General features: G+C 58.6%; 14 protein-coding genes. 6 read left to right on the forward strand and 8 right to left on the reverse strand.

Annotated elements, in window-relative coordinates:
* Positions 1–20 precede the first annotated feature (20 nt).
* Complete coding sequence (locus ABD937_RS10665) at positions 21–1,046, reverse strand: YCF48-related protein (protein ID WP_345255665.1); 1,026 nt, start codon at positions 1,044–1,046, stop codon at positions 21–23.
* Positions 1,047–1,200: 154 nt separating this feature from the next.
* On the opposite strand from ABD937_RS10665, the gene fbp reads away from it, so the two are divergent.
* Positions 1,201–2,235: a class 1 fructose-bisphosphatase gene (gene fbp, locus ABD937_RS10670; RefSeq protein ID WP_345255667.1), complete on the forward strand. Its 1,035-nt coding sequence runs from the start codon at positions 1,201–1,203 to the stop codon at positions 2,233–2,235.
* A gap of 88 nt (positions 2,236–2,323) precedes the next feature.
* On the opposite strand, the gene ABD937_RS10675 is transcribed toward fbp, so the two are convergent.
* A complete protein-coding gene (locus tag ABD937_RS10675) occupies positions 2,324–2,722 on the reverse strand; it encodes a GxxExxY protein (protein WP_345255668.1) in 399 nt (132 codons plus the stop codon).
* 214 nt (positions 2,723–2,936) lie between these two features.
* Between ABD937_RS10675 and ABD937_RS10680 the strand changes: the two genes are divergently transcribed.
* The 5 genes from ABD937_RS10680 to ABD937_RS10700 all read left to right on the forward strand — a co-directional run bounded on the left by ABD937_RS10680 (position 2,937) and on the right by ABD937_RS10700 (position 6,005).
* Positions 2,937–3,692: an ABC transporter ATP-binding protein gene (locus ABD937_RS10680; RefSeq protein WP_345255669.1), complete on the forward strand. Its 756-nt coding sequence runs from the start codon at positions 2,937–2,939 to the stop codon at positions 3,690–3,692.
* Entirely contained in the window at positions 3,689–4,183 is a 495-nt protein-coding gene (locus ABD937_RS10685) for a hypothetical protein (RefSeq protein WP_345255670.1), read from the forward strand. Before ABD937_RS10680 ends, ABD937_RS10685 begins: the two co-directional genes overlap by 4 nt.
* Before the next feature lie 70 nt (positions 4,184–4,253).
* Positions 4,254–4,688 carry an FKBP-type peptidyl-prolyl cis-trans isomerase gene (locus ABD937_RS10690; protein WP_345255671.1) on the forward strand — a complete coding sequence of 145 codons (435 nt, stop codon included), beginning with the start codon at positions 4,254–4,256 and terminating at the stop codon, positions 4,686–4,688.
* Positions 4,689–4,864: 176 nt separating this feature from the next.
* A complete protein-coding gene (locus tag ABD937_RS10695) occupies positions 4,865–5,401 on the forward strand; it encodes a YfiT family bacillithiol transferase (protein WP_345255672.1) in 537 nt (178 codons plus the stop codon).
* 55 nt (positions 5,402–5,456) lie between these two features.
* The gene (locus tag ABD937_RS10700) at positions 5,457–6,005 is read left to right on the forward strand and encodes an NUDIX hydrolase (protein ID WP_345255674.1); all 549 of its coding nucleotides are present in this window, start codon (positions 5,457–5,459) and stop codon (positions 6,003–6,005) included.
* 41 nt (positions 6,006–6,046) lie between these two features.
* On the opposite strand, the gene ABD937_RS10705 is transcribed toward ABD937_RS10700, so the two are convergent.
* From ABD937_RS10705 to ABD937_RS10730, 6 genes are all read right to left on the reverse strand, one after another.
* Entirely contained in the window at positions 6,047–7,348 is a 1,302-nt protein-coding gene (locus ABD937_RS10705; protein ID WP_345255676.1) for a bifunctional folylpolyglutamate synthase/dihydrofolate synthase, read from the reverse strand.
* 350 nt (positions 7,349–7,698) lie between these two features.
* Positions 7,699–8,553, reverse strand: coding sequence for a hypothetical protein (locus tag ABD937_RS10710; protein WP_345255678.1), 855 nt, complete (start codon positions 8,551–8,553; stop codon positions 7,699–7,701).
* 90 nt (positions 8,554–8,643) lie between these two features.
* Entirely contained in the window at positions 8,644–9,348 is a 705-nt protein-coding gene (locus ABD937_RS10715) for an SDR family NAD(P)-dependent oxidoreductase (RefSeq protein WP_345255680.1), read from the reverse strand.
* Positions 9,349–9,496: 148 nt separating this feature from the next.
* A complete protein-coding gene (locus tag ABD937_RS10720) occupies positions 9,497–10,798 on the reverse strand; it encodes a radical SAM family protein (RefSeq protein WP_345255682.1) in 1,302 nt (433 codons plus the stop codon).
* Complete coding sequence (locus ABD937_RS10725) at positions 10,795–11,433, reverse strand: hypothetical protein (RefSeq protein WP_345255684.1); 639 nt, start codon at positions 11,431–11,433, stop codon at positions 10,795–10,797. The genes ABD937_RS10720 and ABD937_RS10725 overlap by 4 nt, the downstream gene beginning before the upstream one ends.
* Positions 11,430–12,530, reverse strand: a complete 1,101-nt coding sequence (locus ABD937_RS10730) for an agmatinase family protein (protein WP_345255686.1) — start codon at positions 12,528–12,530, stop codon at positions 11,430–11,432. Before ABD937_RS10730 ends, ABD937_RS10725 begins: the two co-directional genes overlap by 4 nt.
* Between the last annotated feature and the right edge of the window lie 10 nt (positions 12,531–12,540).

A 12,540-nucleotide genomic window follows, 5' to 3' on the forward strand; every position in this document is an offset into this window, starting at 1 on the left:
TAGACGAATAGACCATTAGACTAATTTGCCGCCAGCTTGCCCACCTTGCCACCACCGCCGGCGAAAAAGACCGTGGTTCCTTTCTTGGCCTTCCGGCACACGTGGTAGCCTTCGCGGTTGATCCATTTCCAGTTCTTACCGCCATCGGTACTGATGTCGACGCCGTTGATGCCACAGGCCAGCAGGGTGGACTTTGACGCATACTCCACGCAACTGCGGTAGCCGTGCGGCGGTACCTTCGGTGCCTTCCAGGTGCGGCCCCGGTCGCTGGTATAAAAGCAAACGGCGGAGTCATTGGCGGGACGGAAGAAGTCGCCGCCCACCACTATCATGCGCTTGCCACCCTTGCGGGTGCGGTGGTCTTGTACCGCGATGGAGTTGGCGCCACGGCTTTCGGTGCCCTGCATGATCGGCAGCTCGTGGTGCCTGTCGCGGATCAGCACGCGTGAGCGGAGCCCACCGGTAACGATCACCGCCTCGTCGCGGTCGAGCACGCGCACGTTGGTGCCCGACGAAGCGAACATAGCTTCCCCGGAGTCGGACTGCGGACGGTACTCAAACGGGACGTCTTTCCAGGTGCTGCCGCCATCGAAGCTGCGGGCGATGAAGAGGCGCCCGCCGATCGGGTCGCCCACCACGATACCCGCTTCCTCGTTCCAGAACTCCATCGCGTCGAGGAACATGCCGGGCGTACGGTTTTCGTAAACCACTTTCCAGGAGGCGCCACCGTCGATGGTTTTGAGGATGTAGGCGGGTGAATCAACCGCAATGATGATGGCGCGGGACGCGTCAAAGGCCTCGATGTCGCGGAAGTCGCGCTTCTCAAAGCCGGTGACCGTGATCCACTTCCAGGTTGCGCCGCCGTCGGTGCTTTTACCCACGGTGCCATTGGAGCCGCTTACCCACACCACGTTGTTGTCAACCGCCGAGAGCCCGCGGATCGATGTTTTGGTGCCGCGCGTAAGCAGGGTCACCGAATCGGCGTAGGTCTGCGCGGTGGAGAGGATTGAGGTGAGCAGCAGGAGCGCCAGCAGGAACGATCTCATGGAGAAGATTTGAAGCGGGAAGGTAGCACTTCGGCTGCTTCGGTGTAGCGACAGGGCGATATGTACGGCGTACATGACGAATTGCCGGTCTGCGGTTCGCTGCTTTACTTCGCGCACCTTACTTTTGTTGCCAACCCCCTAAAACCGCATACGTATGGCCCATGTGAACAGAAACGTGCTGACGCTCGACGAATTTACGCTGCAGTCGCTCCGAACCCTCCCCAACGCCACCGGCGAGCTCTCGACGCTGCTCCGCGACATCGGCCTTGCCGCCAAGCGCGTGAACGTGGAGGTCAACAAAGCCGGCCTGGTAGACATCCTCGGCGACGAAGGCACCGTAAACGTTCAGGGTGAAGACGTGAAAAAGCTCGACGTCTATGCCAACAACCAGTTCTGGGGCGTGCTCCAGCGCGGCGTTTCCTGCGCCGGCTTTGCTTCCGAGGAGCTCGACGAGTTCGTGGCCTTCGACGACCAGGTGAGCATGAACTCGAAATATGTATGCCTCTTCGACCCGCTCGACGGCTCCGGCAATATCGATGTGAACGTATCGATCGGTACCATCTTCAGCATCTACCGCCGCGTGTCGCCAAAGGGTACCCCGGTCACTGCCGAGGATTTTTTGCAGCCCGGGCGCAACCAGGTGGCTGCCGGCTACGTGGTGTACGGGTCGTCGACCATGCTCGTGTATGCCACGCGCCGCGGCGTCAACGGCTTTACGCTCGACCCGTCGATCGGCGAGTTCTGCCTCAGCCACCCCGATATTCAATGTCCGCCGCAGGGCAAGATCTACTCCGTGAACCACGGCTTCTTCTTCCAGTACGACGAGGGCGTGCGCAAGTACATCAACGGGTGCCAGAACAAGACCAAGGCCACCGGCGGACCTTATACCCAGCGCTACATCGGCTCCATGGTGGCCGACGTACACCGCAACCTGATCAAGGGCGGCATCTTCATGTACCCGGGCTATACCGAGAAGCCGAAAGGCAAGCTGCGCCTGCTGTACGAGTGCAACCCCTTCGCGTTCATCGTGGAAGTGGCCGGCGGCGTCGCCACCAACGGCCACGAGCGCATCCTCGACGTGGTGCCTACGGAGCTGCACCAGCGCACGCCGTTCTTCGTGGGGAGTAAGGAGATGATGGCGGAGCTCGAAACGTTCCTGCATCCGGAAGCCAGCGCGGTGAAGGCGTAGGAAGGATAAAAAGGTTTCTTACCGCTAAGAATCGAAGGAGCTAAGGTATTCGCTAAGAATAGAGTCCCGCCTGACGGCGGGACCTTTTTTATGTGTTTTGGTAATGCCAGTTGTTTACAACACGTTTGAAGCCGTCTTTAAAAAGGGTTACATTGAAGTTGATCAGGTATCCAAGGCGCCGATCATATAACCGGAGATGTGTGAGTAGTTGCGAAAGGTCGATCGGATGCAGCTCCTGCACCGCCTTGGCCTCAACGATCACGAGGTCATTTACCAGCATGTCCATCCTGAACCCTTTGCCGGCATTAACTCCTTTGTATACCAACTGAACCGGCACTTCGCGCCGCACCCCAAAACCACGAAGCGTGAGTTCATGCTCAAGCGCAATTTTGTAGGCCGATTCCAGCAGTCCTGGACCCAACGCCTTATGCACCGTGATGGCGGCATCCAATATCGCTTTGCCGATCTTTTCAATATCGTGTTCCATGTTTTTCGAACAAAGCTATCTTGTGCAGAAAGCCATTCCCGGTGAAAAAGCCCGAGCAGAATTGTGTTTTTTCGCTGAAAACCCGGCGTGAAAAACACAGCGTGCAACAAGCAATTCTTAGCGAAACCCTTAGCCCCTTCTTTTCTTAGCGGTGAAAAAACTCTTCTTTCCCTTTCTCCGCCTTCTTTCCACCGTACCCTACCTTTGCCTCGTTATGAACAAGATTATCGAGGTGCGCGAGCTCGTGAAGCACTACGGCTCCTTTAAAGCCGTGAAAGGCCTTTCCTTCGACGTGTACGAGGGGGAGATCTTCGGATTGCTCGGCCCCAACGGTGCCGGTAAAAGTACCACGCTGGAGATCATCGAGACGCTGCGCGGGAAAACCTCGGGCTCTGTAACCGTTGCCGGCCTCGACCTCGACCGGGAGCCCAATGAGATCAAGAAGATCATCGGCGTACAGCTCCAGACGAGCGGCTTTTATCCCAATCTGAACCTGGTGCAGCTGATTGAGCTTTTCGCCGGCCTGTACAACCGCACCGTAGACCCGCTGGTCCTGCTCGACCAGGTGCAGCTACGCGACAAGGCCAAAGCGAAATTCAAAGAGCTTAGCGGCGGGCAGAAGCAGCGCTTCTCGATCGCCACCACGCTCATCAACGAGCCCAAGATCATCTTCCTCGACGAGCCGACTACCGGCCTTGACCCGCAGGCGCGCCGCAACCTCTGGGACCTCGTACGCGGCATCCGCGACCGAGGCACCACCGTGATCATCACGACGCATTATATGGACGAGGCCGAGTACCTCTGCGACCGCGTGGCGATCATCGAGAGCGGCGAGATCGTGGCGCTGGCGTCGCCGGATCAACTCGTCGACGAGCTCGTAGCGACTGGTTTCGAGCGGCCGAAAGAAGTGAAGAAGGCCAACCTGGAAGATGTGTTCATCCACCTTACCGGCAAATCCCTGCGCGAGTGACGGATTCCGTTTATGCGCTGAACTTCAGCCACGAGACCGACGGCAACGAGTCGTGCTACTTTGGCGGATGGAGTACCCTGGAAGCCACCCGGCTCTTCCAGCCCGGCCACCCCATCCTGCAGGCCCATGTACTCGCGGATTCCGGAGCAGGCTACCTCGACGAAGCGATCGTATCCACCTTTACCACGATGGGCTCCTTCACTCATTTCTTTGCGACCCATCCCGGGATCCGGATTCATGACGCCAGCCTGCTGCTGGAGGGAGGGCTCCGGCTCGGCAGCCACGACGATGGTGAAGTCCACTTGTCGGCACCGGCTGGCGGCGCTTTCGATATGCTGGTAGAGCGCCTGCTCGAAGTAAAAGAGCTGCCTGCCTCGCTGCTGGCTACGGCCCGGCTGTTCCCCGGTGCGTACCTTGCCATCGACCCGTCTGGTACCGTGCTTTCGATCCACGAGACCTTCGCCGAGTACCTGGATCACTACCCGGGTTGACCTGCCGTACCATGAAGGCTTTTGGAAACGGCATTGCCCTACCTTAGCCGCTCTACAAAATCAAACGACCATGAGCTTATTCGATAGACTTCAAGGTGCCAAGAGCGAGAAGATCAACGCCCAGAAGCAGGAGGGCGCTGCTTTCCTGGAAGAGAACAAAAAGAAGGAGGGTGTGGTAACATTACCTTCCGGCATCCAGTACACGATCCTCAAAGAAGGTACGGGCAAGCAGCCATCCGCCAACAGCGAGATCAAAGCCCACTACGCCGGCCGCCTGCTCGACGGCAAGGAGTTTGACTCCTCTTATCGCCGCAACCAGCCCTTTACTGCCCGCCTCACGCAGCTCATCAAAGGCTGGCAGGAAGTGCTCCCGATGATGCCCGAGGGCTCCAAGTGGCGCCTTTGGATTCCTTCCGACCTTGCGTACGGCGACAATGGCGTTCCCGGGATCCCCGGCGGTGCCGTGCTCGACTTCGAGGTGGAGCTGCTGCAGATCCTGAGGTAAGGCGATAGGCGCCTTTTTACTGGCCTATTGGTTTATGGGCAAGGGCACCCGATCGTTAGCGATAGCCAATGGGGCCGATGGAACTGGTTTACTGAAACGAATTCCCGGGTACACCGCTCACTTGCTCACCCGCTCACCTGCTTACGTTTCGTATCTTGTTCTCAAACCAACTGATCATGGAAACAGCAATTGACCTTCGTTACCCGATCGGGAAATACAGCACCAAGGAATTCTCCCGCGATCAGCGCGAGCAATGGATGGCCGACATCCGCTTCCTGCCGAACCTGCTGGAGCAATCCCTTCAAAACCTCGACGAAGCGCAGCTGCACACGCCCTACCGCGAGGGCGGCTGGACGGTACACCAGCTTGTGCATCATATTGCCGACAGCCATATGAATGCCTATATGCGCTTCAAGCTGGGGATGACGGAAGAGAACCCGACCATCAAACCCTACGAGGAAAACGACTGGGCCCACCTGGCCGACGTTGCTGCGCTGCCCGTGAATACCTCCGTGACCCTGTTGTTTGCCCTGCATACCCGCTGGGACCATTTCCTCCGCTCACTTTCTGACGAGGTCCTGCAGCAGCGGACCGTATTTCACCCCGAGCACCAGCAGCAGATGACGCTGTGGTACCTGCTCGGCATGTATGCCTGGCACAGCCGGCATCATGTTGCCCATATCAATGCCCTGCGCGAACGCATGGGCTGGTAACTTACATCATTGACGCGCCCGACATGGTTCGCCGTTTGCAGATAGGAATCACCATATGAAGAAGTGGAACGTACTGGAATCTAAATACCTGCACCAAAAAGAGTGGCTCACCATACGGCAGGATAAATGCGTCATGCCCAATGGCACCGTCATCCCGGCTTTTTTTGTGAGCGAATACCCCGATTGGGTGAATGCCTTCGCGCTCACCAAAGAAGGGAAGGTACTGCTCGTGCGCCAATACCGGCATGGGATCAACAGCATCGAGACGGAGCTACCCGGCGGCGTGTCGGAGAAAGGGGAGACCATGGAAGAAGCCTGCAAGCGCGAGATCATGGAAGAAACGGGCTACCGCTTCGAAACCTTCCGCTTCCTCGCAAAAGTTTCGGCGAACCCTTCGACGACGAACAACTTCACCCATTTTTTCCTCGCCACCGGCGGAGAAAAAGTTACGGAGCAGAAGCTTGACGAGTCGGAAGATCTAGAGGTACTGGAACTGACGATCGACGAAGTGAAAACGCTCGTACGGGAAAACAGAATGATGCAAAGCCTCCACGTCAACTGTATTCTTTATGCGCTGATGGAACTCGGCGAAATACAACTATGATACCACCAGACAAGATAGGAGCGCAGCCACCCGCTGCGCTTTTAGTCGGTGAAGCGGGTGCGGTCTACCTCGGCCACCAGGAAAATGCTACCGCACACGAGCACTAAGTCTTCGGGGGCTGCAGCCTGCACCGCCGCCTCGAGCGCTACGTTGACGTCGGGATACGCCGAGCCCCGGTGGCCGAATGTCGCCGCAGCTTCCAGGAGTTCCTCAACCGGGAGCGCCCGCGGGATTTGCGCCTGCGTAAAGTAAAAGGTAGCGTCCCGGGGCAGGAGCGGCAGCACCGAGGCTACGTCCTTATCACGTACCATCCCGAATACCAGGTGCAGCCGGCCGAATTGCTCACCCGATAATTGCGCGTTGAGCTGCTTGAGTCCTTCCGGGTTATGGGCTACGTCGAGCACGATGCGCGGTGCCGCACTCAACTGCTCCCATCGCCCCATCAGGCCGGTGCGCTTCCTGGTTTCCCGAAGGGAAGACAGGTGCTCCGGGCGGATACGGTATCCTTTTTCCCGTAGCAACTGAAGCGCGGCATATACCGTAGCAACATTTTGCTCCTGGTAGATACCTGGCAGATCGATCTCCACCGCCTCTACGGCTGTACCTGTCTCATTCTCGATCTGAAACTTGCGGTGGTAGCCGTCGTAGTCGATCGTGACGGCCTTGTACCTACGGCTGGCAAATTGTATCGGTGCGTCATTCTTGACCGCCGTTGCAAAGAAAACAGGCGCCGTTTCTTCCTGCCATTCTCCGATCAGCACCGGGACGCCCGGCTTGATGATCCCTGCTTTTTCGCCGGCGATCGCAGCAAGGGTATCGCCCAGCATGTTCATATGGTCCCACCCGATATTGGTGATCACGGAAAGATCGGGCGTAATGATGTTGGTGCTGTCGAGACGCCCACCGAGGCCTACCTCGATGACGGCGACGTCCACTTGTTGCTGCGCAAAGTATTCAAAGGCCATCGCCACCGTGATCTCGAAAAAGGAGGGCTGCAGCTGCTCCATCACCGGCCTGATCCGATCGGTGAATGCCACCACGAAGGCTTCGGAAACCAACTCCCCATTGATGCGGATACGCTCGCGGAAGTCGTATAAATGCGGGGAGGTATAGAGGCCCGTTGTGTAACCGGCTTCCTGCAGTACGGCCGCGAGCATATGGCTGACCGATCCCTTTCCGTTGGTACCGCCGACATGTACCGTCCGGAACCTGAGCTGCGGATCGCCGAGGTGCGTGCACAGCGCCCGGATGTTGTCGAGGTCCTTCTTATAGGCCGCAGCACCGATCCGGCTGAAGAGCGGCAGTTGCTGGAACAGGTAGTCGATGGTGGCAGCATAGTCCATGCGGGCAAATATCGTGAATCGGCCCATCCCCCGGCCCCTTCCCTAAGGGAAGGGGTGACTCTGTCGACGTTCACTAACGCATGGAGCAGATTCAACGATGAACGAACGTAAAGAAAAGCCCCGACGGCGGTGCCGAAAGGGTATTCTGCTTTTGAGTGTGAGAAATTTCTAGAGGACGTTTCGAGTTAGAGCGATACAACCTCTAGATAATTTACAGCTGATTGTCCTACCTTAAGAAACCCGACAATAACAAAGTTCAGTGCCACAGAGTCACCCCTTCCCTTGGACAACCGAGCGAAGGCGAAGGTTGCGCGCGAAGCGCTGGGTGGGGGATGGGCTGGGGGATGAGATCAATTGCCGCCCGACTGGATGAAGTTGAACTTGAAGTTGACGATCGACTCATGGTCGCTCTTGTTGAACTTCATGGAGGGCAAGTAGCCCACGATCGCATTGCGGTATTGCGCCGTATTGTATCCTTTCGTGATCTTGATGAAGGAGGCACGTCCGTCAGGGGTGATGCGCAGGTCGGCATACACCACGGCGGGGGGCAGGTCGCCCTGGAAGTAGTAGATGCGCTCGATCATCTGCCGGTCGTTGCGGCGCGGGGCGCCATCGTAGCGGCCGCCGGTGGGTGATCCACCGGGGCGGCCCGCGTCGCCGGCGCCGTTGCCCGGTCCTTCGCCCGTGCCGGGCTTGTAGCTATCGGCGGCGTTACCACCCGGACCCGTGGCGCCCGGGCTGCTGATCCGTCCCATTCTTGCTTTCGGTGCGGGAGGTGCCGGTGGCGCAGGGGTTGGGGTTGGATTGGTGCGGGTTACTTTACTGTTGTCGTCGATCCGGGTAGCATCGGGCTTCGAGATCGCAGGGTTGCGGATCACCGGTGCATCAGAAGGTGCGTTCTCGTCGGTTTCCACGGCACGCGCAGCCTCATTGCTGGCAGGAGCAGCCTGAGGTGGGGTATAGGTGGCCTGCGCGGGTGCGGGGTCGCCCGGCTCCATCGGCTGGTCGTTGCCGGAGCCGACGTCGCCGTTGCCCAAGTTCACTTCGATGTACTCGTCGGCGATCGGCTGCTCAAGTGTCGGGATGGGCCACTTCAGGAGAATGAACAGAAGCAGCAAGCCCGCACCGATTCCTAGTGTCAGGAAGAGCGCCTGCCGCTTTCGTTGCTGATCCAGTTCCATGATCATGATCGTGTGATTCGCCATAAAGGTATCGGTTCCCGGTTTGACTGTAAAACGAAGAAAAAGTTAGTCAAATTGCCCCGGCTGCAGCCGGTAGCCACTTTGTTTTAACAATTACCCAACGCGGCGCAGCACGCCGTAGGGTAATCGTTGCAGCAGGGCGGCAACCAACCGCCATCTCCGGGAGACGTAGGCAACACGGCACCTCCAGCCGATCGCCGTGCGGATCTGGGCTACCGCTTTAGGCACGGGCACTACCCAGAACAGCCTGCCCTGCGCCATCTTTGTAGCAACAAACCCGGGTCGGATATCGGTCACTACGATCGGAAGCCGCTGGCGGGCTGCCTTCAGGTTGAGCCCCTCGGCATAATTGCTCAGGAAGGCTTTCGAGGCACTGTATGCCGGCGCGAAGCCATTCCCCCGAACCGCCGCCACCGAGGAGGTCAGCACGATCTGCCCACCACCGGACCTCGCGAAGTGGTCGAACGCAAAAGCCACCGCGCGCACAAAGCCCATCACATTCGTTAGCGTGGTATCGACTTCGAGCGCGGGATCCAGTTCTTTCGAGATCGAGCCATAGCCGGCGTTGTACACGAAAAGGTCAAGGCCTCCGAGCTCATGAACAAGGTCGGCATAGGGATGATTATCACTTTGTACATCATGGCAGGCAGCGACGCAGGTCTCCGGAAACGCCTGCCGGATCTCCTCGAGCAACCCGGCGCGGCGCCCCGTGATGGCTACTCGGTGCCCGTCGGCAAGAAAGGATTCGGCAAGCGCACGACCGATACCGGAAGTGGCGCCAACAATGATGATGTTCATACCCTCCGAAATTAACGGAATCCGGTTACCGCTATCAGCACACCTGGTGCGCATGAAGATGCCGGTGCAAAAGAATGCGGGCCGCCTTTCGGAAGTTTGTTCCGAAGGTGGCCCGCCAAAAAACCAGTAAACGAATAAACCAATGAACTCAATGATGTGCGAAGTCACGGGCATAGTCGCCCCGGATGCGCTCCATGGGCGGGTTGTAGTAGCCGTACCGAAGGTGCGGGAACTCCTCCTTGAGCAGTTCGAGCAATTGCTTTACGCCGAGGCATTCACCCGTGTCGCCCACACCGATCTTTCCCAGGTACCAGTCCGGGTCGATGTTGAACGAGCGCCACTGGATCATTTTCAGACCGGTGTCGCGGATCAGCGTCCGGAGCGCCTCGTATTCAGCAATGGAATCGGTCATACCCGGGAATACGAAGTAGTTGATGGAGGTCCAGCCGCCGAACTCCGTCACGATCCTGAGGCTTTCCACGATATCGTTGAAGTCGTAGTTGTTGGGCCGGTAGTAGGGCATGTAGATCTCGCGGCGCGCGGAGTTGGTGCTGACACGGATGCTGTCGAGGCCTGCCTCGCAAAGCGCGCGCACGGCGGCGGGCTTGGATCCGTTGGTATTGATGTTGATGGAGCCCTTCGGGGTGTGCTTCCGTATTTCTACGATGGACTCACGGATCGTTTCCCACATCAGCAGGGGCTCGCCTTCGCAGCCCTGGCCGAAGCTTACGATGGGGTAGGGGGCTGATTCGAGGTGCGGCACCGTGTACTCTACGATCTCCGCCGCCGTGGGCTTGAACGTAAGGCGGTCCTGCGGCGACACAATGGTCTCTTCTTCCGGCTGGAAGGAGATGCAGCCGATGCAGTTGGCGTTACAGGCTGGCGAAGAGGGGATGGGGCATTCCCAGCGGCCCATGAAGTAATTACGCGCGGCCGGGCAGTGGTAGGTGAGCGCGCAGTTGTTGGCGAGGTGTGCCACGAGGCGGTTGTGCGGGTAGGCTTTGATGAGATCACCCACACCCGAATGCACTTTCCCGTCGTCGAAGCCGGCGGATTCCTGTCGGATGTCTTCCTCGATGCGGGTTGCCGGTACGTAGAATTTTTCGTCGTGCCAGCCCACAGCCACGTAGCAGAACAGGGGCAGTGTAGGCGCGTCCGGGCCCGTTTCGTAAGCAGACAGGTAAAAGGAAGTATGTGCCGGCGGTACGAAGGCGGCTACCGCCCAGCCCTTATCACACAAACGCATGTCGCCCGTTGTTACATCGATGCCGATGCCGCGTCGGCCGGGCAACTCGTAGAGCTGTCCACCTTCGGGCAGCTCGATCCATTCGTCGTCGGGGATGGGCAGCGCGTCCCAGCCGGAGCGGCCCACTACGTAAAGCGAACTGTCTTCGAAGATATTTCCGGCCCCGTCGGAATACAGGACGTAAGGCGAGTGGGAAAGGTTCATACGGAGGCTTTTTCGGATTTCTGGATCTGTGCGGCACTGAAGGAATTCGCGCCGTCCAGTATGGTTGCGTCGAGCGCCGAAAGCACTTCGAGCTGCACGTATTTATTGTCGTTGCGCATCAGCGTCACGAAGTCGGGGCGTACGATTACCCGCTCGAGGATGTTCCAGGGAAGCAGGTCGGCTTTCGGGCTGCCCGGTACTAGGATGCCTTCATCGGTAAAGGTGAGCGCGGTGGGTGTGAAGAGCGCTTTTTCGGAGAACAGCAGCAGTACCGAGAGCACCGCCCAGGCATATAGCCCAAAGGAGGCGGCTCCGGATTGCGCCAGTGCAAGGAACAGGAAGCAAACCGCTTCGAGCGCCCGTATCGGCATGTTGTAGCGACCGGTCGGGTCGAGCTTTTTGCGGCGCCAGCCGTAGACCAGGGCGCCGAAGGCCATGAGGATCATGGGCAGTGCCACTTCCATCCCGAGCCCTTTGCGCGCAGCCACATAGCCGGCCGCGTTCACGAGCAGGTAGAACCCGCTGATGATGTGGAGCGTGCCGATCATGCGGCGTCGCTTCTCGAAGCTTTCTATCCGGACCGGGATCGTATACATAAGTGGGAGCGCTTTCTTCATGATATCGCGACGCGTCATGACGCGTCGTTACCGTCGGCGGAGACGAGGGGCTGCTCCGTTTCGGGGGAAGCCTCCGGATTAGCGGATACGAGCAGGTTACACAGCTTGAAGAGCACGCGGGCACCTACGTTGGCATCCCAGGCATTCTCGGAAGTGCTCACCTCGTTGAGGTCGAAGGCGATGATCTGGCGGCCGCTTTCTTTCACCTTGTTAAAGAGGTAATAGACCTGCTCGGTTTCGAAGCCACCCTGCACCGGCGTGCCCGTGTTCGGACAGAGCTTGGGATCGAGGCCATCGATATCGAAGGAGATGTGCACCTTGGGGGGCAGCTGGGCCACGATGTCGTCGCACACCTGCTTCCAGTTCTCCCCCTCGAACATCCGGCGGCGGATGTCGCGGTCGAAGAAGGTGCGGATGCGGTCGCCGCTGGCCTGTATGTAGTTGAACTCGCCTTCCGAGTAGTCGCGGATGCCGACCTGCACCAGCTTCGTGAGCTGGGGCACTTCTTGCAGCGCGTTGTACATCACGGAGGCATGGGAGTAGACGAAGTCCTCATACGACACACGGAGGTCGCAGTGAGCGTCGATCTGGAGGATGCCGAAGTCGCCGAAGGTTTCGCCGAGGGCTTTGAAGAAACCGAGCGGGGTGCTATGATCGCCCCCCAGCAGCGCCACGAGCTTACCCTTTTCGAGCAGCCCCTTCGTTTGCTGGTACACCCAGTTGTTCAGGAAATGGGAGCCCTCGTTGATCTCGCGGAGCGACTTGCACATGAACTGGTTCTTGTCCACGATCTCGCCGTTGGAGATATAATCGATGTAGAGCTCGGCCTCTTTGCGGAGGTAGTCGCTCTTCATCAGGATCTTACGATCGGTGTCGCGCATGTAGAAGCCCTGCTTCCAGCCTTCCGGCACATCGGGGTCGAAGAGGTCCACCTGCAGGGAGGCTTTCATGATCTGCTCGGCGGCACGGGCGGTACCGGAACCGAACGAAACCGTCACCTCCCACGGCACGGGAAGGATCACGAGGCGCGCATCGTCCTCGGTAAACGGAAGTCCGAAGATGTTGTTGTTCGGGTTACCTGCGCTGTTGGGGTCAAACGTCGTTAAGTCGATCATGGGGAGCGCC

This window comes from Flaviaestuariibacter amylovorans, assembly GCF_039541815.1.
In the GTDB taxonomy this organism is placed as follows: domain Bacteria; phylum Bacteroidota; class Bacteroidia; order Chitinophagales; family Chitinophagaceae; genus Flavisolibacter; species Flavisolibacter amylovorans.

Excerpts from the sequence above, each read along its gene's own strand:
- ABD937_RS10665 (WP_345255665.1), bottom strand. The coding sequence starts at position 1,046 with ATGAGATCGTTCCTGCTGGCGCTCCTGCTGCTCACCTCAATCCTCTCC.
- fbp (WP_345255667.1), top strand. The coding sequence starts at position 1,201 with ATGGCCCATGTGAACAGAAACGTGCTGACGCTCGACGAATTTACGCTG.
- ABD937_RS10675 (WP_345255668.1), bottom strand. The coding sequence starts at position 2,722 with ATGGAACACGATATTGAAAAGATCGGCAAAGCGATATTGGATGCCGCC.
- ABD937_RS10680 (WP_345255669.1), top strand. The coding sequence starts at position 2,937 with ATGAACAAGATTATCGAGGTGCGCGAGCTCGTGAAGCACTACGGCTCC.
- ABD937_RS10690 (WP_345255671.1), top strand. The coding sequence starts at position 4,254 with ATGAGCTTATTCGATAGACTTCAAGGTGCCAAGAGCGAGAAGATCAAC.
- ABD937_RS10695 (WP_345255672.1), top strand. The coding sequence starts at position 4,865 with ATGGAAACAGCAATTGACCTTCGTTACCCGATCGGGAAATACAGCACC.
- ABD937_RS10700 (WP_345255674.1), top strand. The coding sequence starts at position 5,457 with ATGAAGAAGTGGAACGTACTGGAATCTAAATACCTGCACCAAAAAGAG.
- ABD937_RS10705 (WP_345255676.1), bottom strand. The coding sequence starts at position 7,348 with ATGGACTATGCTGCCACCATCGACTACCTGTTCCAGCAACTGCCGCTC.
- ABD937_RS10710 (WP_345255678.1), bottom strand. The coding sequence starts at position 8,553 with ATGGCGAATCACACGATCATGATCATGGAACTGGATCAGCAACGAAAG.
- ABD937_RS10715 (WP_345255680.1), bottom strand. The coding sequence starts at position 9,348 with ATGAACATCATCATTGTTGGCGCCACTTCCGGTATCGGTCGTGCGCTT.
- ABD937_RS10720 (WP_345255682.1), bottom strand. The coding sequence starts at position 10,798 with ATGAACCTTTCCCACTCGCCTTACGTCCTGTATTCCGACGGGGCCGGA.
- ABD937_RS10725 (WP_345255684.1), bottom strand. The coding sequence starts at position 11,433 with ATGACGCGTCGCGATATCATGAAGAAAGCGCTCCCACTTATGTATACG.
- ABD937_RS10730 (WP_345255686.1), bottom strand. The coding sequence starts at position 12,530 with ATGATCGACTTAACGACGTTTGACCCCAACAGCGCAGGTAACCCGAAC.